The sequence below is a fragment of the Paenibacillus radicis (ex Gao et al. 2016) genome (genome assembly GCF_014641555.1).
Classification (GTDB): domain Bacteria; phylum Bacillota; class Bacilli; order Paenibacillales; family Paenibacillaceae; genus Pristimantibacillus; species Pristimantibacillus radicis.
Genome location: NZ_BMHY01000004.1, coordinates 517,740 through 543,048 on the forward strand (window position 1 = coordinate 517,740; position 25,309 = coordinate 543,048).

Genomic DNA, 25,309 nt, shown 5'->3' on the forward strand with positions numbered 1-25,309 from the left:
AAACCTATCTCTTTCATTATTCACAAATCAGCGTCCTATCGCAAATGTTTTGGGCGGGCTGGCACCCGCTTTCTTCGCTATTTTCCCGCACAAATAGGCAAATACCGCCATAAAATAAAGCATAAGCTCGACATCTAATCTCTGCTATCAAACCTTCGGGAGGTAGTTTTTTATTATGGTCGATTATGATGCATTACACGAGAACGCCCCGGCAAGCGGACAGACCGAGCCGGAGCGGTCGCTCGTTCCCGGCTTTGGAAGCCCCGGCTTTCCTGGTGGCGGGCCGGGGTTTCCTGGTGGCCCTGGCGGCCCAGGATTCCCTGGGGGACCAGGGTTTCCCGGTGGCCTTGGCGGCCCAGGATTTCCTGGGGGACCAGCGTTTCCTGGCAACCCCGGCGGACAGGGTTTCCCAGGAGGCGGCCCGGGGCCGATCGGACCTGGCGGCGTACCGCAGCAGTTATCACCCTCCAACCTTACCAGTCTGTTAAATCAATTCCCCCGTCCCGGCGGCTCGCCTTCAGGCGAAATGGTACTGCTTTACAACATTTTGAAAAACAATCCGTCCATGCTGCAATTGGTCATCCAACAGCGTCCGCAATCGTTGCAGCAAGCCGTTCAATTCGCGCAGATCGGCGGCGTTGGCGCGCCGCGCTACTCCGATTCCCGAGTAATGCCGGGCATATGCTACAACCGCTGGACGCTCGCCTTCACCTTCAATGACGTCTTTTTGTTCTTCCAGGTTACGAACATGTTCGGTTTTGTCGTTGCCTACTGTTACCCGTTCCTTACCCCTTGTATCGTTCCGAACTTCCAAATTCTGTTCGCGCTTTGCTAGCGCTGACGGTACAAAGCAAAACAAGCAGCCGCGAAAGATCGCGGCTGCTTGTTGTTATTTATTGCTATTGCTAGGTTCCAAAGCGTTTGCGGTAGCCGCATTTACGGCATAGCTCTTCGACTGCTTCCCGTCTCGAAAAACCTTCATAAAGCCGCGTTGCCCGCTCGCCTTCAACAATATCAGAAAACGGCTTATCGTTTATGTTGCCAAGATCGATTACACCTTCGCCATCCAGACAGCAAGGGACAACCGTACCATCTACCAGAATGCCCGCCTGATTACGAAGGCCATGGCAGAAGCCTTTTCCATCATCCTCTTCCGCCTTTAGATCCGGCCACTCAAATTCATAGTCCTGATTGAGATATACGCGGTCAGTCAGCTTCAATCCGCTTCCCGGCGATACCCGCTCCTCGATAAAATAATCGAGCTCGAACTCTTTTTCGATAGTGGACAAAATCTCGCGGTTACGATTGCGCTGCGCATTCGTCATATTATCCTCACTCAAATTCCAAAGCCTCAGTGAAATGAGCATATCCGTCTGCTCCAGCGCCTCTCGGACGAAGGAAAGCACACTTCCGATATAACCATCCTTGTCCACGGAGCCTTCATGACCGTCAAAGCTGTGCAAGGAGAAATTCATCTGGCGAATCGCTGGTTTCGTCAGCAGCTTATGCTTGTTTTTCTGCAGCAGCGTACCGTTAGTTGTGATGTTAACCTTAAAGCCCTTTTCATGACTAATATCGAGAAGCTGATCGATTTTCGGATGAAGCAGCGGCTCGCCCTTCAGGTGAAAATAAATATAATCGGTATGCGGCTTAATCTGATCCAAGCGCATTGTGAAATCTTCCACTGCTATAAAACCTTTCGCCCGCTCGGTTGGCGGACAAAAGCTGCATGCCAAGTTGCAGATGCTCGTTATTTCCATATAGAACTTTTTGAACTTCTTCATTCCGGAATGCTCCAATCTTATAATTGCCTGTTTCTCTGCCTATTAAGCTATTATAGCATCATAAGGCTCACTGAGCCTATGTTTAACTTCTAATGTGCGAAACTCCAGGAAAACCCCGGGCTCACTGCGCGTTTTGGCTCATGCTGTCGTTCTTGATTCCATTATCCATCGCTTACACGATGACAAATGAATAGAATCTGCAAAAGGCCATCCTGAACTCAAAACGCTCCGCTCACCCTGCATACAGTAACCCATCGGAAACCTAACAATAAAAGCAATAATTCCAAAAACAATTAGCCTGACGGCTATAATAAACCGTTACCTCCGTTTATTTTTTCACTGTCTCTCACATCGCCCTAGACACATGTGGCTGATGTGGTGCCGGACCTCGCCTGCTGGGATGACTGCTAAGTTGCTTGGTGGCTAAGTTTCTAGGTTGTTAGATTGCTATACAGCGAACCCACTTCGCAATTTAATGAAGCTCGGTTCGCAAATCGCACTTGAAATGTACGGATTCCAGCTGTTCTCCAGCATTAGCGAAGTGATTTTCGCTATTGGAGAAGCTAGGTTCACCAACAACGAAGTTCTGTTCGCTGTAGCATCGGCAACCACCATCCAACTCACGTATAGCGAAATTTGTTTCGCTCTTTAGCGAAGCAGGTTCGCTGCAGACAGTAATTCGTCAATCAAAATGTAAAAGTACATGCTGTCAGCCGCTTTTCAGGCGATTTATCGCTTCAAAATGCAATTGTGCATGCTGATCAGCCGAAAAAGTGCCACTAATGCGGAATCGAGGAATTTCAAATGCACTTTTGCATTTTGATGGCTGTTTGAGCCTCCTACTAGGCTCATCAGCCTGCACTTTTACATTTTGTTCCTCATTTGTGCAAGGAGATAGGTTGAGGAATTAGTTAGTTACTTACTGTAGTTGGTTATCCGGCAATTAGCGATAGGATGATGTTTTAGTGTTTGAGAGGTTGGTTAGCTACATAGATTTTGCTTAGATATATCAATTTGTGCGAATAGGAAAGGTTTGAAGAGTTAACTGTTTTCTTCGTTTTCACTTAGATTCATCAATTCAGCGAAAGGAAGTAAGAATAAATAGTTGGTTTGTTTCTGTGAGCTAACTTATGTTCATCAATGTAAGCGTAGAGGATGGGATGAGCAGAAAAAGGATGGGACGGCCTCTGAACAAGGCCGTCCCATCCTTTTTCTGCTTGATGATTACTCTTTTACAGCGGAAGCCGACACTGCCGCTTCCATTCCATCCGTATATTTCCTGAATAAACCAAGCCGCCAGAATGCCGCACCTTTTAGGTCGTTCCGCTTGACCAGACCAAGCTTGTCATCGATAGAATCGGGCTTCTCTGCGCTCATGTCAATGCCGAGCAGCAGCTTATTTGCCGGTACGCCCGCCTTCAGCGTCAATTCAATCGCTTCATTCACTTTACTATTAGGCTCAGGCACTTGGGATCCTGTTCCCGCCGGATTGTATTTATAAGCCATCAGGATCAGATCATCGGCAATCGTCGCCAATGTTTTGTAGTCATAGCCCAAGTAAGCGCTGTTCGGCGCATGGACAGCAATCGATAACGCGGTACCGGCAGGAAGAGCGGCTTTCAGCTGTTTTACGTAATTGTTCAACAGCTCTTGCTGTTCTTGCTTGTCGAGCTTAAAGCCCAGCCCTTCGAAATCGAGCACTACGCCGCCAAACTGATAATCGGTTACAGCTGCGGCGATTCCCGCGATGGAATCGTTACGAAGCTCCTCGCTGCCGAGCATCTTCGTTAACTCGCCTTGCCCATCAACCGAATAGACCATTAAATAAGGCTTGATGCCGTTCTGCCCGGCGTCATTAATCAATGATTGTGCCGTTGTCTCGCCCGCTGATTCCGGAATACGGTATTCGGCACCTGTCAGTGTGAACTTGCCATTCCGGTCGATCCGGCTCCAGCCGAAAGCAACCGAATTCATTGAATCTATTAAATCCTTCTCTTTGAAAGATTCCAGAGCATAGAAAGCGCGCAAATGCATCTCCTTCTGCGGAGATACGATCGTAACCGTTGAAGTTGCCTGCTTCCACCCTACCTTAGCACCGAACTGCGTGCTGAAAAAGCTAAGCGGAATAAGAACACGATTACTGCGCATTGCGGCAGCTGCGGGAAGGGTTACCTTTTGCCCGTTGACCACTGCCGTTTTCGAACCGACTTGAAGCTTCACCGTGACCGCTTTGCCATCCTTTTTACCTTCAGCCGTTACCGTGTTGCTCGATGATTCCCATTTCACCTGGATGCCAAGCGCCTCGCCGATCGTCCGGAAAGGAACAAGTGTAACGCCCTTTTCGATAATTGGCGGTGAGTCAAACGCGAGCGGTACATCATCTAATAGAATGGTCGCCGTGGCTGCAGCGCTTGCAGGCTGCGACGGAATCGATCCTTGTAATACGACAGCAGCTAGAATTGCGGCTACTGCGGTTTTTCCCCATTTTCGCATGCTAGTTTTCCTCCAAATATGCTAGTATTTGTCTAGTATATCAGAGGAAACGCCGTGAACCAAATCATGGAGCTGCTAGATTGATAGACTGCCATGCATATCGGCGTAAACGCCCGCTCTTCGCATCAGCTCGTCATGGGAGCCCTGCTCTACGATTTGGCCGCGGTCGATGACGATAATCGTATCCGCGTTCTGAATCGTCGACAACCGGTGCGCGATAACAAAGCTCGTTCGGCCCTCCATCATCTTCAGCATTGCTTCTTGGATTTTCAGCTCGGTCCGGGTGTCAATGCTGCTGGTCGCTTCGTCCAAAATAAGAATCGACGGATTGGCCAGCATCGCCCTGGCGATCGCAAGCAGCTGTCTCTGACCTTGGCTCAAATTGCCGCCATTCTCGGTCAGCGGCGTATCGTATTGCAGCGGCAGCCGGCGGATAAAACCCGCAGCTCCTGCCATACGGGCAGCCGCCTTCACTTCCTCGTCGGTAGCTTCCGGTTTGCCGTATTTCATATTTTCTTTGACGGTGCCTGAGAACAAATAGGTGTCCTGCAAAACGATGCCGAAGCTCCGCCGCAGGCTGTCTCTCGTATAATTGCGAATATCGATGCCATCAATTGAAATCGAACCGCCGGATACATCGTAAAAACGAGCCAACAGGTTAATAACCGTCGTCTTGCCTGCACCTGTTGGTCCAACGAGCGCAGTACTGCTTCCGGCTTCCGCCGTAAAGCTCATATCTTGTACGATTGGTGAATCGCTGCGGTAGCCGAAGCGTACTCCTTTGAATTCGACCTTGCCTCGCGGATCGACGAGCTCCACTGCTCCAGGATCCTCCTCCTCCTCCTCGCGTTCGTCGAGCACCTCGAATACCCGCTCCGCTCCCGCAATACCGGATTGCAGCACGTTGTACACGTTAGCCAGATCGTTGAGCGGTCTGACAAACTGGCGCGAGTAGCTTAAAAAGCTGGCGATGACACCGACGGTAATCATCCCTTTAACTGCCATAATCCCGCCTGCAATCGCAACGGCGGCAAAGCCGAGATTGCTGATTACGGCCAGGAGCGGCATCATAAAACCTGACCAAATCTGTGCACGCGTGCTTATTTTCCGCAATTCCTCATTTACACCTTGAAATTCCTTAATAGCGGTACGTTCGTAATTGAAAGCTTTAACCGCCAGAAAACCGGAAACGGTCTCCTCCATTTGTCCGTTCAGCTTGCCAAGCTCCGCCTGCTGCTCCTTGAACAGCAGCTTCGTTCGCCGCGTTACCGTTCTCGCCAGCAAATAGACGAGCGGGACCGTAATAAGACTAGCTAGTGTGAGCAGCGGACTCAGTACCAGCATCATAATCAGCGAGCCGAGCAGCATAATGCCTCCGCTCATCAGTTGTGCCGCCGTCTGCGAGACGGAAGTGCTGACATTGTCGATGTCATTGGACAGCCGGCTCATCAGTTCGCCATGCCTGCGGGTGTCGAAGTAGACGAGCGGCAGCTTTTGCAGCTTGCCGAAGAGCGTTTTGCGAAGCTTGCTCACGATGCGCTGCGAGATGCCGGCCATCATCCACCCCTGCACTAAGTTGAACGAGGCGTCGATCACATAAGCGCCCAACAAAGCAAAGAGCACCGTATGCAGCAAGTTAAAATCCACATGATTGTCTATCGTCATTGCATCAATAGCTCTGCCGATCAGATAGGGGCCAAGCAGTACAACTCCTGTTCCTGCCAAAATGAACAAAAACACGATCGTAAGCCGCTTTCGCTCGTCTCCCATGTAGCTCCATAACCTTAACAGCGTTCCTTTGAAATTTTTCGGCTTTTGAACCGCTCCCCGGTTCATCCCATGCCGTCCAGGTCCAGAGGTCAGCTGAATTCGGTCCTGTCCTGCCGGAGCGGCGCCTTGTCCGGTTTCCGATCCCTTGCTGCGATTCCGATTATCCTGCATGGCTGCCTGCCTCCTTGCCGATCTGAGAACGATAGATTTCCTGATAGACACCGCAGTCCGCCATCAACTCGTCATGCGTACCGCTGCCGACGATTTCCCCGTCATCGAGCACGATGATTTTGTCTGCATCCCTGACGGATGAGATGCGCTGTGCGACGAGCAAGGTCGTCGTCTGTCCGGCAAACTGGCGAATCGATTGTTTGATCGAAGCTTCCGTCTTGCTGTCCAACGCGCTTGTACAATCATCCAGCAGCAAAATATCCGGCTTGCGGATGAGCGCCCTGGCAATGGACACCCGCTGCTTTTGTCCACCGGAGAAGTTGACGCCGCCTTGACCCAATAGTGTACTATAGCCCTCCGGCATTTTCGAAATAAAATCATGAGCCGAAGCCATTACTGCTGCTTCTTCGATTTCTTCCATCGTCGCGTCAGGCTTGCCGATCCGGATGTTGTCGGCAACTTTCCCGGTAAATAGAATCGATTGCTGAGGCACTAGCGCTATACGCTCACGCAGTTCCTCTACCTCCATCTCCCGTACGTCTACGCCATCAATACGAAGCGCACCTGACGTAACATCGTAAAATCTCGGAATGAGGTGAATCAGGCTGCTTTTACCGGAACCGGTTGAGCCGATGATCGCCACTGTCTCCCCGGGCTCGCAGCGGAAGCTGATCGTTTTTAGCGCCGGTTCGCCGTCCGCTCCTTCATAGGAAAACGAAACCCGGTCAAATTCAATCGCACCTTGAAGCTCCCTGTATTTGCTGGAAGATGATCTGCCGTCTACAGCGTTTGATTCCATTCCGTCTTTCTCCGCCAGCACCTCTGTAATTCTGCCTGTGGATGCTTTTGCCCGCACGAACATATTCGTAATCATTGTCATCGTCGTAAGAGAAAACAAAATCTGCGTCATATAATTGACGAACGCAATAATATGGCCGACTTGCATATTGCCGACGTTCACTCGGATTCCGCCCAGCCAGATAACTGCGACGATGCCGACGTTCATGGCAAATGTAACACCTGGGCTGAATAAAGCCATCAGCCGCTGTGCACGAATAGAACGTTTTTCATACTGTTGATTAATGTCATTAAATTTATCGACCTCATAGTCAAATCGATTAAAGGCTTTCACGACTCTGACGCCAGATAAATATTCGCGCATCGCGCTGTTTAGTTTATCGAGAGCGGTTTGCACCTTCAAAAACAGCGGGAATCCGACCCGCATGTTCATGACAATAAGCAAGCCGACAATTGGAATGACGACGACAAGTACTAAGGACAGATATGGATTAAGCCGAAAAGCCATAATGATACCGCCGATGCCCAGCAGCGGCGCTTTCACGAATACGCGCATCATACCGTTGACGAAGTTCTGCACTTGCGTGACATCGTTCGTGAGCCTGGTCACGAGCGATGCCCTGTCAAAACGGTCGATCTGGGCGAAGCTTAGACGCTGAATCTTTTCAAACAGCTCCTCTCTCAGCTCCGATCCGAATCGCTGCGACACCCAGCTGGATACGATATTTCTGCTGGAAGCGCATATCGCGCCGATCGCGGTAATGAATAACATCCATCCGCCGAGCCGGAGCACAATATCCATGTCCCGCGAAGCAACGCCTTCATCGACGATCCGGGCCATGATGGTTGGCTGCAGCAGATCGACGAACGCTTCGCCGGACACGAGCAGTACGGAGAAAGTAAACAGTACACCGTATTTACGGATATACTTTTTCATGTATTGCATGCTGTCACTCTCCTTCTTCTAAGGCAGGGTTCGATTTCGTATTGAACTGGCTCAGCCAAAGCACGAGCGATTTCCGGTCGCGTTCAGCACCCAACTGCTCCAGTCTTTTTCCCGCCTCGGACGCAACCGCCTCTTCACCGTTCCATTTGTCGATCACTAGCTTCGTTAATTTCTGCCTGCGAAGCAGTTCGCCAAATACAGCTTGCATGTCTTGCAGCGCTGCTGTCTCACCTGACTTTCCGGCTGCAGCCCTCTGATTGGCGCTGGAATCGAACGTAAACACCCGCTTGCCGTTGCCCTCCATCCAGTACAAGAGCTGCTCCCCCTTAAAAGCGAGATAATTGCCCGGCTTGCGGGCAAATGCACAGCCTTCCTTCTCTGGCCAATCTATAAGCAAGCCAAAAGGATTCGCGGGATCTACAGCGGACAGCAAAGTAATGGGCGGGCTGCCTGCTTGAATAAGCGGCTGGCGAATCGTTTGAGCCAGCTCCGGCGTCGTAAATTGCATCGTCATAGCGCCTTCGATAAAGATGCCGCGCGTAATGGTGCCCCATTCCTCCAGCTTCCGCAAAACCGGCAGCAAATGCTCCCAGCTGTACGGTGTTAAAGCAGCGACAAGCTCCTTGGTGACGATGCCGTAGCCATCAAGCAAATGTCTAATCCAATAGGCCGGAGACGGCTCATTGTCCGCACTTCCGCTTTCCAAGTCGTGACCACTCACAGATTTATCCTCAAGCAGCGATCCGGTCCAGTACCAGCGGCCGAGGCCCGATCCGCTTCGCGCCCAATCCTTCCCTTTCTTTGCTGTGGTTAGACGGAGCGGTGCGAACTGGTCATTCGACGCCTGACCTGCCCAAGCAAGCTCCAGCAGCTCTGCCAGCGTCTCCGTAGGCAATTGGCCCGCATCCCGGCTCAGCCGGGTGAGAAAGCTTGCTCCGTTAACGCGCAAGCTTTCGAGCAGCTTGGGATGCGAAGTCTCTCGCATCTGGCCCGCTTGCACATAGGGCTCATACAGCGGCTTGTTTTCCGTAAGGAAGAAAGCAACCTTCCCTTCCTTCTCTCCCGATCCCTTGAGTCCCAGCCACAGTACCTCGCCCGTTGCGCATAGCAAATCCAGCTCTTCCTTGCGATAGTCGGCAAGCCGTGAAGGAAATATAACGGTTTCCCAAAGCGATAATGGAAAATAGAGCCCCTGCAGCTTCTCGATGACCGCTCTCAAGCCTTCGCTGCCTCGCAGCTGCGTCCCTTGAAGCGCATGCTGCTGAAGTGCGATTTGCGCGCACCAGCGCATTGGCAGTACAGGAGCCGTCACCTTGCGCGCTTCTCCAATCGAGAGCTTCACGATTCTCGAGGCAGCACGGCGGCCCGTCCATAATCGCTCCTCTGCGCTTCCCGCAAACGGAGCTTGTACGATTACGCCCTGTTCGCGAAGCTCATCAACCCAACGTCTCGCCGTTTGCAGATCGAGTATAGGATAACGCTCACATAACTCCACTTCAGTAAAAGAAAGTACCTGCTCGGCATATCTTCCGATAATAAATACAGCTGAAGTGCTGCTGTCCGGAAACTCGGCATACACTTCCGCCTCATCGCTGCATATCCACCTCTCGGTGTCAGAATTTCCTTGCAGCCGATCACCAAATTCGAGGCGGATAACTAGATCAGATTGCAGCAGCACATCCGACCATTCACCAGTCTTCTCACCGGCTATCTTGGCTAGCTCGGCCATGCTCAAATCGCCCCTGCTCTTCAACAGGCGATACAGATCCTCCGGTCCTGCCATCCTTTCATGCTCTTCCTCCAGCCGCTTCCGTTCCATCTCGAGCACCTGCTCGGGAATGGACTTGCGAACGGCATCATCTCCAAACAGCCTGCCCGCAAGGTCCTTGCTGACGCTCATCAGCTGCATTTGAATCGCAGCATCAAGACCGTCCCCCTCATAGACCCGCATATTCACATAATCTGACAAAAATTGGGTCGCGAGCGTCGAAGGGAAACTCGTCTCCCTTACGACGACCTCGATCTGCCCGCTGCGAATTTGCCCGAGCAGCTCACGAAGTCTGTCCAAATCCAAGTAATGATGCAGACATTCTTTCACCGCCTCCGTCAAATAAGGAAAACGGTCGGCATAAGGCAGTGCTTCCCGAAGCAGCTCCTCGCTGCGCAGACGTTTTTGCCATAGCGGTGTCCGGGTAAAGCTGCGTGACAGCAGCAGCGACGTTTCTGCGATATGGCGGAAAGCGATCGCGAGCAGCGGCGAACCGGTAATCCCCTCCATGAGAAGCGATTCCACATTTTCCGGCACGACATGCCAGATCGCCTGCAGCCAGGACTCATCCCATTCGGGCAATACAAATTCAATGCCATTATCTTTGGCATTTCCGTAAAGACGATAAGGCAGCAATTGCTCAAATTGACGCTCTATTGCAAGCAGCCACGTTCGATTCACCCTTCTCCCGAACGGATTATGCAAAATAACATGTGTCTGATTCATCACATCCCGGTAATGCTCGATTACGATTCGCCGGTCTGTCGGCAGCTCGCTGAACGCAAGCTGCGATCGGACCAAAGAAATCAATTGATCTGCCGTATAATCGTCCAGATAATATTCGTTGTTCAGCCAGTCGATAACGTCCTGATCCTGTTTTTCAGTCAGAGAGTCATCTGAGATACCATTCGGTTGTGATTGTTCTTTCCCTGGCTCGTAGCTCAATCCTAGCCGGCTTTGCAGCTCGGCCAGAAAGGAGCCAACCTGCTGCCCGAGCGCATAGCTGCGGCCCGGTCCTTCGTTGCGCCAAAACGGGATTTCGCTGAAGGAGTTCGTCGCCTCTGCCACATAAATCCGGTCCTTGTCGATGCGCCGGATCATCCAGGCGTTCGTTCCCAGCTGGAATACGTCGCCCACCTTGCTCTCCTGTACAAACTCTTCATCCAGCTCACCCAAGTGAACACGGCTGTCTACATGGTGAACGGGGTAAGCCGAGCTAGACGGGATCGTTCCGGCTCCGGTCAACGCGGCAACCGAAGTGCTGCCCCGTTTACTAAGCAATCCCGTCGCGCGATTCCAATCAATCAACGGCTTGGCGAACGGATACATGCCCGACAATACTTTGACCATATCCTCCAGTCGTTCCTTCGTAAATGTCCGATAGCTGTCGCTGCCAGCGATCAGCCGGTGAAGCTGATCCAGCGTCAAATTTTCGGCGGCCACAATGGATACCGTCTGCTGCGAGAGCACATCCAAACGGTCAGATGCAATCTCGATTGGCTCGATTTCGCGCTCTGTTATGAGCTTGCTGAGCACCGCGATTTCCGGCAAAACACCCCGGTTTCGGGCGACGATCGCCCCTCGGCTAACGCTTCCGACAGCATGTCCCGCTCTACCGACACGCTGGATGCCCGCTGCGGAATCAAGCGGTGAATCCAGCTGAATCACAAGGTCGACATGGCCGACGTCGATGCCTAACTCAAGAGAGGAAGTCGCAACAATGCAGCGTAGTTCCCCGGCCTTCAACTGCTGCTCGACTTCAAGCCGCCGCTCCTTCGCCATGCTGCCATGATGCGCACGGGCAAACTCATAACCCGCATGATCGTTCAGCCGCAAGCATAGCCGCTCGCATAGTCTGCGGCTATTAACGAAGAGCAGCACGGAGCGGCATTCAGCCATCAATGCAAATAGCCGATCGAGCAGCGGGAACCAGACCGATTCCCGCGTCGGCATCGGCTGCTTGTGATCGGGCATCGTCGCCAGCACGGCCATCCTTTTACGCATCAAGCTCTCAATAATTGTGACAGGGCGAGGCGAATAGCCAAGTGGGTGGGGCTCACTGGAATTGTTCCCGCCCGCAAACTCTTCAGCCGACCAGCCTCCCAAAAAACGGGCTACACGCTCCATCGGTTTCTGAGTAGCCGAGACGCCAATCCGCTGCACACGGCGGCCGCTAAGCCGCTCTAGCCGCTCCAGCGACAACGACAAATGCGAGCCCCGTTTATCCGCCGCAAGCTGGTGGATTTCGTCGACGATGGCATATTCAGCAGTCTGGAGCAGCCGGCGGCCCTTTTCTGATGTGAGCAAGATGTAGAGCGATTCCGGAGTCGTAATGAGTACTTCCGGCGGTTTTCTCAGCATCGCAGCGCGCTGGGAGCTTGTCGTATCTCCGGTTCGTACCGCGCAGCGAATGCCCGGCCATTCCAGCTCGGCAGCACCAGCCGCCGCATCGATTTCCTCGACAAAACGAATCAGATGATCAAAAATATCGTTATTCAACGCTTTTAACGGCGTAATATACAAGATGCGGACACCAGTTTCCGTAAAGCCGTTTATTTTGGACTTCACGACGCTGTCCAGACAGGAAAGCAGCGCAGCCAGCGTTTTGCCCGATCCGGTGGGAGCCGCTATAAGCGTATGCTCCCCTGCCCCTATCGACCGCCAAGCTTGCCGCTGGACGTCGGTTTCCTCTCCGAACGAAGAATGAAACCACTCTGCTATTGCGGGATGGAACGCTTTCATCGATGAATTCGGCAACCTTCCTCAGCTCCATAACTAAAGTTAACGATCTTTATCCCTTATTATACCAGCCGCCCCTTCGATAAGCCAAAGCAAAACGACCCGCCATTTTATAATGGAAGGGTCGTTGTACTGCTTGCTCTATGCACCATCTCTATCCGTGGAAAGAACGCCAAAAATCACCTTGCTTGTTAATCAGCGATTCGATTTGCGAATAGGGAATGCTGAAGGTCGGAAAACCGGCGGCATAAGGCGCAATATCATAGGGCTGGAAATAGAGCTTCAGCGCATGCTCCGTCACATAAAAAGGCTGATCCGGCTTAATTCCCGTGTACGAACCGGGAAACACGTAATCATATTGCGGATCATTTTTGATTTGCTCCCCAACGAGACGGCTTAAGGTTTTGACATAGTCGCTGCCTGGCTTAAACAGGTCTTTTAACTCGTAAAACTGTCCATTTGTAACATTAATATGGGAATAGATTTGACTCGGCATGCCATGGGCGGCTCCAAACGGAAAGCGGTATCCGGTCAATTCAAGAACGAGCAAGTTTTTGTGAAACCAAGCGACGTTAAAATCTCCGGTATAGGAGTAATCAAGCTGAGCCTCCGGATCGATAGGCTTCACCTGCGACAGCTCGCGAAGCTTCTTATTGACGCGGTGCTCTGCCGCCACATCCCCCATCCCCTCCACTATAGGATAGTAGACGAGATAATCGCGGTTCGGTTTATATTTTTCTTCCTTAACCCGATAAGGCGTACGAAGCGGAATCGTCGTTGCAGGCTGCCACACGATCCTCCCGTTGCGGAGCGCGTACAGCGTACGCTGATCGATGTTGACCTGTATGATTCCATCATCCATTAATACTAGATTTCCGCTCCCGTTAAAAACAGGAAAATCCGGAGCAGCCTTACCGCTTCCATCAATAAAGAAAGTTGTTTTCCCGTCGGATGCTGAGGCTACCCCATGCTTGAAGGGATCAATTTCTGTGAAAATAAAGTCAGTTAACTGCTTGCCCGCGTTATCAAACAGCGCATAGATGGAGCCGATATAAGGCTGCTCCGTATTTCTGGCTTTTCCAACCGCGAACCGCTCATTATTCAGCTGCAAAATATCGTTATAAATTGGCTTGATCACCGTATTCCCTTGCCGATCGATGACACCATATTGATTGTCAACACCCTCTGACATGTTGATAATCGCGCGTCCCGATTCGAATGGAAGGGCCATGGCGTAACGAGGAGGGATAACGACTGTACCCAATTCATTTATATAGCCTGTTTTCCCGTTTTCGGTTTGCCGAAACGGCAAGTAGCCGTCACCTGGTTGCCCTACAAAGGCATAGTTGTAAGTGGCAAGCTTCACTCCGCTTGGCAATATCAGCGCAAATTCATGATCCTTCACCTTAACAAGCGCGCGGCCATGGGAGAAATCACCCGCATCCTCATATTGCAGCGGAATCGCAACTGCGCCTTGCCTGTCGATATAGCCGTATTTGCTGTCTCCGCCTTCTTGCGGAGCGCTGACCACTGCACGTCCATCATGCAGCTCCGCCATATAAGAGAAGCTTTGCTCGCCAACAAGCTCGCCAGATTCGTTCATCAAACGATAGTTATTTCCTTTAATAACAGGCACACGGCCCTCTGAGAAGCTTCCGATATAATCATAGACCGGTTGAGCCACATAAGCTCCCGAGCTGTCAATCAGGCCTTGCCCCCTATTTAGCTCAACAACAGCATAACCAATCAGTTGAAAAGGGTTCGCATATTCGTACTGCGGCCGGATTGCAACCGTTCCGTTGTTATTGATATAACCCCATTTCGTGCCGGCAGTCGTTTTTACCGCGATCGGGTATAACACTCGTGACCGGACACTGAAAAAGCGATTCACAGCCATTCCAAGCACCCCTCTCCGTCATTTCGACGCAACTAAATAATCGTATGCACGGAATCGGGAATTATGACTGCACTTAAGTTTACATAATAAATATTATGTTATCTATTTTTGAATTGGTTGACATAACTTTTATTATGTAACTCATCTTTCTGTTAGTTAACATAACTATATTTATGTTAACTAACTATCGCCAAGTAATCCACTCGGGATTTTATTGGAAATGTTGCCCATAGCTGTTTGCAGCTGCTTATTATCGATATGGGTATAAATTTGTGTCGTTTCAATGCTGGCATGTCCAAGCAGCTCCTGCAGCGTTCTAATATCTGTTCCACTGCGAATTTGCATCGTGGCGAAGGAATGACGCAGCTTATGGCTAGATATCCGTTTATCTGCAAGGGAAGGCTGCTCTTCCTTTAGCGATGCGATCGTCTGATCGGCCACCGTCTGTATCATCCGTATCGACAATCTTCGCCCAAATTGCGATACGAAAAAGGGCTGCTCTTTGCCCTGCCGCGACGCTATACGCTCTTCCAGCGCTTTGCGCAGCACCCGATGAAGCGGCTCTGGGAGCGGAATAACGCGCCATTTACGGCCTTTTCCAAGAATATGAATGACGCCGTCAGGCCGCAAATCGGGAATGTTCATCCGGTGAATCTCCCCCACCCGGAGCCCTGCGTAAGCCATTAAGAGCACAATAGCTAGATTTCGAGCGTAATATTTGCCTTGAATTGTTTGCAGCAACTGCTCCAGCTCCTGCTCCTCCAAATAAACCGGTATCCGGTGCTTTTCTTGCTTGGACTTTGCCACTAGCGCTGCCGGATTCGCTGTACCCGCCTCCATCTCGATCAAGGCTTTGAAAAATGCCCGAAGCGAGGAGAGCTTGCGATTGCGTGCTTCATCTCCGGCCCCCTTCTCCCTGGCGGATGCCAAATAACGCATCACATCCATTTTTCCAAGCTGTGAGATTGCAGCCGGATGCACCGAGCTTAAAAAGCTTTGCGTATCTTGCCAATACGCTTGCTGGGTCGCTTTGGTCATCCCTCTATTTTTCATCCAGATCAGAAATAGCTCCAATTCCATACCATAGCTGTCTGTCAGCTCATGCTGTCGTATCGCCAATGCGTTTACCTCCAAATTATGTAAAATAAAACGTTATTTTAATGGGTATTTCTCTATTATCCTATCAAAAAAACAGCTCAGAATACAAATTGCATGAAATATGTATTTCGCGCAATTTTTTAGACCCTCTCAGGACTAAATATCCCACTCAAAAAACGGTTCTATAGATTTCCTGTAAACGCAAAAAAGACAGCCCTTCGTTCCGAGACTGCCTTCATCCCTACTACCGGTTTGCTTTTATAAAACTAATACGATTCAACAGCCGACGACTCTTCAATCGCTTGCAGGATTCGTTTCATACAATCCAGATGATGCTGTTCTTCTCGAATTCCTTTTTCCCCTATTATTCTCTCCTATAATCAATGATACCCTCTCTTGCTTAACGATCAGGTCCATTCATTGAAGATCATCCATTTTTAGAAATCATTTACAAAAATAATCAAATAGATTAGTATATTGTTTGTGGAAAATTAAAATTTAAGGAAGTGATTTTCGTCATGTTTGAATGTGAACTCATTACAAGAGATGTCCGTCATTTTGCTGGATTCAGCTTCTCTGGTTCTTTCCCGCACTCATTTCCTGCTGAATCTGTAAAAGTTCAACAAAAACTGGGAAGCAGAAAGTCAGAATTTACTACGGACATAAATACTGACGTCGTTTTTAGTCCGTACTATGTGTGTGACAATCTGGCTACTTATTTTGCCTGCTATGAAGTGCCTGAAGGCAGTGCAATTCCAGAGGGCATGGTGAGTTTTAAGCTGCCGGGTCATACTTATGCAAAAGTAACTTGCACCAACAAAACAATCCATGACGGGTACGGTCATGTCTTTGACTGGATACAAAAAAACGGCCATAAACAGCTAAACGGTGCCTGTTCCATTGAAACCTTTTATATCGAAGAAGCAGAGGAAGAGAAAGTCGAGCTGTTCATTCCTGTCGAATAAATAACCGTCCAAAATCAATAAACACTACCCATAACCTTAAAAAAAGAAGCTCGCATTATGCGAGCTTCGTCGTTTCTATATTCAAATCCGCTAAAGGTTGCAGCGCAACGCCTTTTGGCAAAACGCGGACAACTTGTTTCCTGACTTCGTCGTCGTTCAACTCATCTCCGAAAATAACAATCCGTCCGCTATCGTCCGAAGTCCGAATGAGCCGGCCAATGCCTTGCCGCAGTCTTAACAGCATATAGGGCATGTCCACTGTCTCGAAAGGCTTATCGGAATCAGCACGCCGTGCCTCGAATACCGGATCCTTCGGAGGGAACGGCAGCGACCAGATAATCACTTGCGACAGAGATGGTCCAGGAATATCTAGTCCTTCCCATAACGTTACCGCGCAAAGCACACTTTCTTCCTCCTGCTGGAACTGGGCGATCAAGTGGCTGATCTCCGCCGAGCCTTCATACAGGAAGCGATACTTCTCGCCTACTGGTTGTCCGGCCATCGCTGTACGGAATTGTCCCAATTCCTCCATCGAAGGGAACAGAAGCAGCGTTCTTCCTCCCGATTGCTCCAACAGCTTGCAAGTATGGCTAAGCTTTTCGCTATCAGCTAAGGCTTCACCCTGCCCCGGTGCAAACATTTGCATCCGATTCTCGTAATCATAAGGAGAAGGAACGGTGAACTGCAGCGCCTCCTGAATGCCGAGGCTTGCTTTCATATAATCGAAAGAACCATCGACGGAAAGCGTTGCGGAGGAAAAGACGATCGGCATTTTACGGGAAAACACCTGCTCCTTCAATACTTCCTTCACCCACTTCGGCATGATGACCAGAGAGATGCCCTCTTTGTCCTCCGAAACCCAGCTTATCGGCTTCTCATCCCTTTTGTATAGGTTGAGAGCGAACTGAATCATTTCCAAATGCTCCTCGACGATTTTGAGCTGATACTCGTCGATCGTGAACAAGCCGCTTTCAAAGACAAGCTCCTCTTCAATCGAATCGATGATGGATTGAAGCCGGTTCACTTCCCGCGTCAGCGATTCGTTCCACTGAATCTCCTTGCGATTCGAAGCTTGCACGCTCACGCTATGTTTACCAAGCATCCGGAATAAATGCTCACTTTGCGAAATTGCTTCTTCGATCGCAACTGCCAGCGATTCACGAATTTCGTCCTGCAGCAGACGTGTAATAATGGATTCAAATACGCCGTGGTTCAGCTTATACGTAAGCGCCTGCTGCGCCGCCGTCTCCAGCAAATGCCCCTCGTCGAATACGACGGAGCTGTGCTCAGGAAGAAGCGGCAGCTGCCCTTCACGTTTCCGCGCTTCATAAGTCCATACATGCTCCATGTAGAAATCATGCGAGCAGATAATAATATCTGCTGATTTCCGGTAATGGTCGCGTGATAACGTTTGTCCGCAGCGGTGACGGCGGTCGCAGACGAGACAATCCTGGAAGACGTCCCAGCCGATTTTTCCCCATTGCTCGTCGTTCAGCTCCGGATAATCCGTCCGGTTTCCGTAAGGATGGAAAACCTGCATCGTTTCCGGCTTATGAACGAAGCTTGGCAATTCTCGGAAGATATCGTCATAGATTTCGTCTTCGAACGCGCCTCTCGCATCATCAAGCTTGTTCAAGCATAAATATTGATCGGCCGACTTGCCCAGCCGGGCGTCAACGACTAAATCCAAATGCCGAGCCAGCTTCGCAATATCGCCTTCCGGCTTCACAAGCTGCTCAATCAGCGATTCATCCGCACATGCGATAACAGCAGGTTTTCTTGTATACCGGGCGTAGGTGATGGCATAAAGCAAATAAGCGAGCGTTTTGCCTGTACCGACACCGGCTTCGGCAAAAATCGTCTGCTTTTCCGCATAAGCGCGCTCCAACTGGAAAGCCATGAAAATCTGCTCGTCCCTCACTTCAAAGCCCGCTTCAGGCAGCTTCTCATAAAACACATCAGCGATCCAATCGCTTGCTTGCTGAATGAAAGGCTCCTTTGGGTCGAACGAAAACGGATATTGATTCACGATTCTGTATCCCCCATTAGTTGCAAACGACCACATGCAAGCATGCAGCCGTTTCACCAGATCCCCTATTTACTTTAAAATGTTAAAAATCCGATTTTGGTTTGCGCGGCTGTCTTTTCGGTTTGTTCTGTACAGCGGGCAAATGCTTCATGCTTCTTGCCATCGGCCCTTTGCATATTGGACAGCTTTGCTCCGATGAGGCAAACTCATCGCGTACCCATGCTTTGCACTCCGGGTTTTTGCATTTCAAAATTTTCGTTGGCAATAATTTCGGTTTCGTTATGTCTTCGCTTGTAGCCAAATGTTGTCGCATCCCTTTCATTAACCGCATAAAAAACAATCCCGATAAATATATCATTTTCATACGGACTAAGTCAAAGGTCTTATCTATCAATCTTGTTGCCCAGCCGCTTCTTCTTCCTGCAACCGTCTTAACCGGTCTCGTTCCATCGCTTCCTTGACAGGATCGGGTCTATCCGCTTTTGGCAGTTTGCTATTCATATTCAATAGAATGACGATAATAATGACCAGAAGGGAGGCAATAACGATCCCCATTTACACCGCTCCTTCTCCATACTTCATCCTGTATTCCCTTTTTAACAACGAGAATACAACAGCATCGACAAATTTGCCTTTTTCCAAATAATAATCTCTGAGCAATCCCTCTTCAGTCAGACCAGCCTTCTCCAGCAATCGTCTGGAGTCATCATTAGCAGGATCAATCATCGCTTCGATCCGGTTCAGTCCCATGATCTCAAAGCCGTATGGCAAAATTGCAGCAATCGCTTCCGACATATACCCTTTCCGCCAATGTGACGGTGACAGCTCATATCCGATTTCAGATTTGAAATGCTCTTTCTCCCAGCAATGATAGCCTATCGTGCCAATCGTCTCTGAATTCCCTTTCAACGAAATTCCCCAGCGAATGCCAAGCCCCAGCTCATAGCTGCTGTTCCAGGTTTCAATTAATTCAACAGCTTGATTCCGTTCTGTGAAGCTCTCCAGATCATAAAACCGGGTAACTTCATCCAGCGAAAAATAACGGTATAAAGCATCGGCATCATCCAGCGTCAATTGACGCAGCAGCAGCCGATCGGTTTCGAGTGTAGGAAAATGACTCAAGCTGGCACCTCACTTTATGTAATTATAAATGAAAATGAAATCCTTAGCTTCCGCTTCAATAGCCATTCGTTAATTGTTTCTCGTACAGATTCGCTCGCCAACCGTTGGACCAATGCCTCGTGCCAACTTGAACATATCCGTTGCTTTGGTAATAGCTATTTAATGCCGTGTTATCGGCCATACAATCCAGACGGGCCATTCTTTTACCACGCGCTGCAATTTCCCGCTCAGCCCAATCCAGCAAATAACGGCCGATTCCGGCCTTTGTATGCGTCCGGCTAACCGCAAACCGGTGAATATATCCAGCGTCCTCGCTGTTCAGCTCTTCCCATACACTAGGGTCGGTCCAGCAGATGAGCAAAGTTCCAACCGCTTCTCCGTCAATGCTGGCGATAAAGATTTCCGCGCCGCTATCCATCCATTCTTTGATTTGCCCGATGTTGAAGTACTCCGGCTTCCATTGCTCGATTCCTTTCGCTTGCAGCCATCTGGCTGCGGTTTGCCACAGTGATAGAATAGTCTCGTCATCAGAGAGAACGGCAGGCCGAACCTCGATGGGATTAGCATTCAATAACATGAATTCACCTTCTGTTTTGATTTATTAACGATAGGACGTATCGAATTGCTCCTGATTTCCATTATAAACATTTAGATCGACATAAGCATCAATTCCGTCTGCCCGGCCGCGATTGCTATATTGCCAAAACTCCCATTGCCGGTCCTTCTTTAAATTCGGATGCTTGACAATATCTCTGATCCAAATCCGATAGTCTTCGAAGCTTTCAGCAATGTACGTCTTGTACGTAGCATAAGTAACATACAGCATCGGACGCTTACCGTAATGACGTTCCAGCTTGCTGCTTAAATCTGTCAGCTCCTGCCGGATTTGAGAAACATCCTTATCCAGCGCAATTTCAATATCAATGACCGGAGGAAGCATTTTGGCATCATTGGGCACTGTTGCGATAAAATGATCCGCCTGCTGCTCACCCGTGCTTTGCGTCGTAAAAAAATGATAAGCACCAATCAAAAAACCGTTAGCTTTCGCTTCCGTCCAGTTATCCGTAAAATAAGGATCGGTCCAATCCTGGCCTTCCGTAGCCTTGATATACACGAACTGGAATCTGCCTGTGCCCTGCAGCTTAGGCCAATCAATATCGCCCTGGTATCTAGCAACATCGATCCCCTTCACCTCATAGCGCGATGCGAATAGGCTGTTATGCCAAATATAGCCCTTAAACTCCAAAAAAACCGCAATAATCATCACAGCGAAGATTATTGCGGCCGTTACTATTCGTTTTCTATGCTTCATGGCCTCTCCTTATCGATCGAGTCGATTATTTCTATTGAATCAGACCAATGCCATTTCCAACGGGATCGACTCTGCCCATCTTCCCCGCCTCCATTAGTGGTATATTTATCCATAATAGCGCACATTTGTTCGGCAGTAAAGACAGGCTTTATAATTATTTTTGTTTCGTCCAAGCCGAGCGGATATAGCCGATTCTCATTCCGCTACGTTCCATATTCCGATGGCTTTGGGATAAATACGCGCATTGGCTGACGACCAGTCTGCAATCATTCGCTCTCGCAATTTCGAAGCGTTTGGCTATTAGCTGCTGTTGTAAGCCTAGATTTCGATATTCAGGCAACGTTGCGGCAAACGTCAAAGAAGCGATTCCGTCCTTCATATGCATAACAGCTGTCGCGGCGGGAGTACCATTCACGCGTGCCAGCAAAAACACCCAGCCTGGACGGTTATAAAGCACTTTATTGTTGCTCGCTACAGGAGGGATACCGGCATCCGGCAAACCTGTTGCCCGGCAATGGATAGTCGCATATGTATCAAATTCATCTTCCTGAAGCTCTTCCAACACGATTTTGAGATTGTCCGTATCGCTGCTATTACCTTCTGCTTCGTTGTCGGCGAACAGATACTCATTTAACCCCATATACATTGTGGTGTGAAATGAAGAAGTATTAAGACCTTGCCCAGACAACGCTCCCAGCGCGGATCCATCGACCAAGGAGGGAAGCACTTCAATATGCGGCTGGCGATCCCGCGACTTGAAGAAAGCTACAATATCAGCAATATAGGCAGTATCGGCGGAACGGAAACCCTTGACAGTATTGAAGCTGGGCCATGGCATCGTCCGGCTGTAGAAGCAGACGGCGCCGCCAAACTCTGCGATCTCAATACCCTCGGGATTGCCGTCTCTCCCTTGGATCGCCAGCATGCGGTCCCTCATATAATGGATCTCAGCCTTTTCCATCTCAGACGTCAGCTCCTGGGCTGGCAGCAGCATGCTCATACTTTCACTCCGTCTGCATCGATGTCCATTTCCACTTCAAAGATGGAATCGACAATGATTGGCAAATTGTCTCTTACAGATACAGCGCCAAGCACTGACCTTGCGTGAATGCCTTTTTCCCCGAAAACCTCGAGCAGCAAATCGGAATAACCATTCAGTACTTTGTGGTGCTCCTCAAAATCTGCCGTTGCATTCACAAAGCCTTGGATCTTTACTGCCCGCTTGACCTTATCCAATGATCCTAGTGCGGATTTGAGTACAGCCAGCACCTCGATTCCCGCAAGTCTAGCAAATTCATAGCCCTGCTCCGTCATATAGTCCAGCCCCAGCTTTCCTCTTGGGTTCCCGGAAGGACCCTTGCCCGAAACGAATAACAATCCGTTTAAATAGACGTAATTAGCGTATTTAGCTGCCGGATCGCTTGCGCTAGGCAATTCGATATTTAATTGCTGCAATCTATCCTCGATTGACATCGCCATTCTCCCCCTTTTCTGTTTTAGACGATTTTCCGCACTGCCCAGTTCCCCGGTTCAAATAATTTGGATTCTGCATAAAACTGCTCATGATAAGCCATTTCTTTCTGACGGGCCTGCAGAAACCGGTTCATAATCGAATGAGCTCCCCTCGCCGGCAATGATGGCATTGGATAATGTGAATTCTTTTCTGCATTCCCGGTAAAAGCTTCCCAGCCGGTAGCCGCCGGCTTTAAATACCGATCGATGCTGTCTCCAAACGACGGCTAGTGTCCCTTCCAGCAGAAACCGGTGCATCCCTCGATAACAAGCGTTGATGAAGGGATTCCGTTTGGAGGAAAGCTTATGTAACGTCTCCGATTGGAACTGGACATGCTTATCTTCGTCCAGCAATATTTGATCACAAAGCTGAATGAGCATGGTTGAGCTCGTGCTGTCACGCAGCGCCTTATAGTAAATTTTCGCGATAATTTCCGCAGTAATGAGTACGATAATGGATTGCTCCAGCCCGGCGAACTTCCGCAGCTTGCGAAAGACGCCATCCACCCAATGCTCGCGGATAATCGGAATTTGCTGCAGCCGCATAAATTTAGCCAAATCTCTCGCATGGCGCTGCTCTTCCCGAATAAATTCAACGATTGCGCCAAAATAAGCATCGTCCTTCGTTTTATCGATGTACGCCTTCGCATTGCTGATCAGATGCTTGCCTTCCGAGTTTTCGCCCAGCTGAAATTGTTGAATCGATCTCGTGATCGCTTTTCGCTCACTGGCGGTAAGACGATATTCATCTCCCCAGTCGATCCGCTGCAAATGATCCTGATTGTACAGAAAATACGCCCGCCATTTCGCAAATTGAACTTCCATTGTCGCATTCTCCTTAAAGCAATGTTTATAACCGGGGTATTTATTCCACAGCTTCATATCTCGTCAGATCAATTCCAGCAATTCACTGAGCTTGTCTATCTGATGCAGCGGCTTCGCCTGTACGTCTTCCCGCCATGGCTGATTGACCTTCAACCATACGGTGTGCATGCCGGACCTTGCTGCCCCTTCCACATCATTGACCGGATGATCACCAATAAACAGACATTCATCTGCCTGTACCTGCAATCGCTCCAACGCCATTTGAAAAATCGTCGGGTCCGGTTTTTTACACCCGGCTTCTTCAGATACGAGAATGAGATCAAATGCATCGCGTATTGCTACCTGATCGATTTTGCCGTATTGAATCATCGTTCGCCCATTCGTAATTAACCCCGTTAAGTATTTGGAGCGTGCATGCTGAAGCACCTCCAAGGCCTGCTCCATCAGTACTGCGCATTTGACGTATTCTTCACTGTAGAAAGACAATAGCTCTGCTTTTGTCGGCTTCGTCGACCAGGGCAGCTCCTCCAGCAGCTCGGCAAATAGCTCGTTTTTGTTTTTATAGCCGTCTTCGTCCAGTTCGATAATCCGGTTGCTGATAAACTGCGTATCTACCTGATGGCTAAAGTAAGTTCGAACAAATGAATCCACAAAGCTTCCGAACGTAATCGTCCGGTCCAGCAACGTATTGTCCAAATCGAAAATGACCGCTTTTATCATGTATATCCCCCCCTGATTATATTTAACTAGATTAAATATTAAATAGATTAAACAATATGCCAGCTCCGATTATTCCCAACGACTAGCCGTCCGTTTTAAGCGGGTAAAGTCAATTGCGACCCCGTCATTCGCATATTGAAACAGAACTTTCACAATAGTTAATAGCCTTAATTCTTATATTATTGAATTACTATGGTATGCTGTTTGAATGTTCAGACTCTTTACTCCATAATTGTTCACGATGAAGTGAAGCTATGCTCATTTGAAGCTTAGGCAAGTAGTTGCTGGACATTCGATACTTGGATATTACGACAAATCGCCATAGCGATTCATTACCCATCCCAATTCTCCTATCCGGTTCACTTTTGTTTTAATAAAGCTGGACCTAACTGCTGAAGCTTCTCCCGGATAAATGGGTTAAGCTGTTCTGGCAGCTGATTCAGCGAATAGAATGCAGCATCCAATATTTCGATGCCGTCCGGACGAAGCTCACCCTCGTACTCTGTGCAAAGATAAGCAATAACGACGTTGTAGTATTCATGTCCGTTCTTCAATCGGGTGTACAGCGCTTCCCCCGAATAAACGCCCACCAGCCGAAGGTGCTTTAGCGTAATTTGTAATTCTTCCTTCAGCTCGCGCCGCAAACATTCCTCTGTGGACTCCCCTAATTCCATCAAGCCGCCAGGAATGCCCCAAGTGTGGTCATTATGTTGAACAAGCAGAATTTTACCTTCTTTATTAACGACAGCAGCACTGGGTCGAACCAATATAAGCGGCTGATTGCCAACTAACGCCCGAAGTTCTTCGATATAACCCAATGAACAACCTCCCCCATGTTACCGATACACTTATTGTAAATTATAAAATAGGAATAAAAAGAGAAAGTTATCGCCCATTAATTTCGCATTTTATGCGGCAATGGTACGGGAACGGCAATATAGTACAGCGAAAGTTCGACAGCAATATCTTCCATTTTTCCTATACTGCTTTCATTTTAACAACATTCCAATTTGTTGGGAATAAAAAACAACAGGGTGAGCAACTTTGCAAACCGGGGTCGCTACGCGATTTGGTTCATTAGCAACTTCGCAAACCAGGGTCGCTGCGCGTTTTGGTTCTGACTGCCGTACTTGATTCCATGTTCTCATCGCCTTTACGATGAACAATGGATAAAATCTGCGTAAAGTCATCCAGAACTCAAAACGCTCCACTCACCCTTCTTTCACACCGAAGTCCGAGGCCATAGCGCTTGGGGAAATTAGCTGTAAAATGAATCAAAATGTAAAAGCGGTTAGGCCCCCGTAATCCGGAGTTTTACCCTACAAATAACAGGTGCTTGAAGAAAAGCTCATTATTTCAT

Annotated in this window: 20 protein-coding genes; 2 read left to right on the forward strand and 18 right to left on the reverse strand. The window is 49.3% G+C overall.

Translation table 11 applies throughout. The annotated features are described in order from the left end of the window. Positions 1–175 precede the first annotated feature (175 nt). Positions 176–835, forward strand: a complete 660-nt coding sequence (locus tag IEX98_RS14010) for a hypothetical protein (RefSeq protein WP_188889798.1) — start codon at positions 176–178, stop codon at positions 833–835. A gap of 70 nt (positions 836–905) precedes the next feature. Here the strand turns inward: IEX98_RS14010 and IEX98_RS14015 are convergent, their stop codons facing one another. From IEX98_RS14015 to IEX98_RS14045, 7 genes are all read right to left on the reverse strand, one after another. Continuing rightward, a complete protein-coding gene (locus IEX98_RS14015; protein WP_188889799.1) occupies positions 906–1,784 on the reverse strand; it encodes a radical SAM/SPASM domain-containing protein in 879 nt (292 codons plus the stop codon). Between the two features lie 1,224 nt (positions 1,785–3,008). Continuing rightward, entirely contained in the window at positions 3,009–4,277 is a 1,269-nt protein-coding gene (locus IEX98_RS14020; protein ID WP_188889800.1) for a stalk domain-containing protein, read from the reverse strand. A 75-nt stretch (positions 4,278–4,352) separates the two neighbouring features. Continuing rightward, the gene (locus tag IEX98_RS14025; protein ID WP_229692185.1) at positions 4,353–6,113 is read right to left on the reverse strand and encodes an ABC transporter ATP-binding protein; all 1,761 of its coding nucleotides are present in this window, start codon (positions 6,111–6,113) and stop codon (positions 4,353–4,355) included. Between the two features lie 94 nt (positions 6,114–6,207). Next, a complete protein-coding gene (locus IEX98_RS14030; protein WP_188889802.1) occupies positions 6,208–7,962 on the reverse strand; it encodes an ABC transporter ATP-binding protein in 1,755 nt (584 codons plus the stop codon). Between the two features lie 4 nt (positions 7,963–7,966). Next, positions 7,967–12,487, reverse strand: a complete 4,521-nt coding sequence (locus IEX98_RS14035) for a DEAD/DEAH box helicase (protein WP_188889803.1) — start codon at positions 12,485–12,487, stop codon at positions 7,967–7,969. A 136-nt stretch (positions 12,488–12,623) separates the two neighbouring features. Beyond that, positions 12,624–14,366 carry a WG repeat-containing protein gene (locus tag IEX98_RS14040; RefSeq protein ID WP_188889804.1) on the reverse strand — a complete coding sequence of 581 codons (1,743 nt, stop codon included), beginning with the start codon at positions 14,364–14,366 and terminating at the stop codon, positions 12,624–12,626. 180 nt (positions 14,367–14,546) lie between these two features. Next, complete coding sequence (locus IEX98_RS14045; RefSeq protein ID WP_229692173.1) at positions 14,547–15,485, reverse strand: site-specific integrase; 939 nt, start codon at positions 15,483–15,485, stop codon at positions 14,547–14,549. A gap of 497 nt (positions 15,486–15,982) precedes the next feature. Here IEX98_RS14045 and IEX98_RS14050 point away from each other — a divergent pair, with 497 nt between their 5' ends. Then, on the forward strand, positions 15,983–16,429 hold the full coding sequence (locus IEX98_RS14050) for a GyrI-like domain-containing protein (RefSeq protein ID WP_188889805.1): 447 nt from the start codon (positions 15,983–15,985) through the stop codon (positions 16,427–16,429). Between the two features lie 55 nt (positions 16,430–16,484). Here IEX98_RS14050 and IEX98_RS14055 read toward each other — a convergent pair whose 3' ends face one another. From IEX98_RS14055 to IEX98_RS14105, 11 genes are all read right to left on the reverse strand, one after another. Beyond that, entirely contained in the window at positions 16,485–18,494 is a 2,010-nt protein-coding gene (locus tag IEX98_RS14055) for an ATP-dependent DNA helicase (RefSeq protein WP_374705347.1), read from the reverse strand. A gap of 46 nt (positions 18,495–18,540) precedes the next feature. Next, positions 18,541–18,822 (reverse strand): cold-inducible protein YdjO-related protein, encoded by a 282-nt coding sequence (locus IEX98_RS14060; protein WP_308421786.1) that lies wholly within the window; start codon positions 18,820–18,822, stop codon positions 18,541–18,543. A 26-nt stretch (positions 18,823–18,848) separates the two neighbouring features. Further along, the gene (locus IEX98_RS14065) at positions 18,849–19,013 is read right to left on the reverse strand and encodes a hypothetical protein (RefSeq protein WP_188889808.1); all 165 of its coding nucleotides are present in this window, start codon (positions 19,011–19,013) and stop codon (positions 18,849–18,851) included. Beyond that, complete coding sequence (locus tag IEX98_RS14070) at positions 19,014–19,580, reverse strand: GNAT family N-acetyltransferase (RefSeq protein WP_188889809.1); 567 nt, start codon at positions 19,578–19,580, stop codon at positions 19,014–19,016. Between the two features lie 55 nt (positions 19,581–19,635). Beyond that, a complete protein-coding gene (locus tag IEX98_RS14075; protein ID WP_188889810.1) occupies positions 19,636–20,157 on the reverse strand; it encodes a GNAT family N-acetyltransferase in 522 nt (173 codons plus the stop codon). Between the two features lie 24 nt (positions 20,158–20,181). Then, on the reverse strand, positions 20,182–20,892 hold the full coding sequence (locus tag IEX98_RS14080) for a glycoside hydrolase family 25 protein (RefSeq protein ID WP_188889811.1): 711 nt from the start codon (positions 20,890–20,892) through the stop codon (positions 20,182–20,184). Positions 20,893–21,046: 154 nt separating this feature from the next. Then, on the reverse strand, positions 21,047–21,892 hold the full coding sequence (locus tag IEX98_RS14085; protein ID WP_188889812.1) for a GNAT family N-acetyltransferase: 846 nt from the start codon (positions 21,890–21,892) through the stop codon (positions 21,047–21,049). Next, positions 21,889–22,365: a RidA family protein gene (locus IEX98_RS14090; RefSeq protein WP_374705342.1), complete on the reverse strand. Its 477-nt coding sequence runs from the start codon at positions 22,363–22,365 to the stop codon at positions 21,889–21,891. The genes IEX98_RS14085 and IEX98_RS14090 overlap by 4 nt, the downstream gene beginning before the upstream one ends. 87 nt (positions 22,366–22,452) lie before the next feature. Next, positions 22,453–23,229, reverse strand: coding sequence for a ferritin-like domain-containing protein (locus tag IEX98_RS14095; RefSeq protein WP_188889814.1), 777 nt, complete (start codon positions 23,227–23,229; stop codon positions 22,453–22,455). Between the two features lie 63 nt (positions 23,230–23,292). Continuing rightward, complete coding sequence (locus IEX98_RS14100; RefSeq protein WP_229692174.1) at positions 23,293–23,949, reverse strand: HAD family hydrolase; 657 nt, start codon at positions 23,947–23,949, stop codon at positions 23,293–23,295. 359 nt (positions 23,950–24,308) lie between these two features. Then, positions 24,309–24,767, reverse strand: coding sequence for an NUDIX hydrolase (locus tag IEX98_RS14105; RefSeq protein ID WP_188889815.1), 459 nt, complete (start codon positions 24,765–24,767; stop codon positions 24,309–24,311). Between the last annotated feature and the right edge of the window lie 542 nt (positions 24,768–25,309).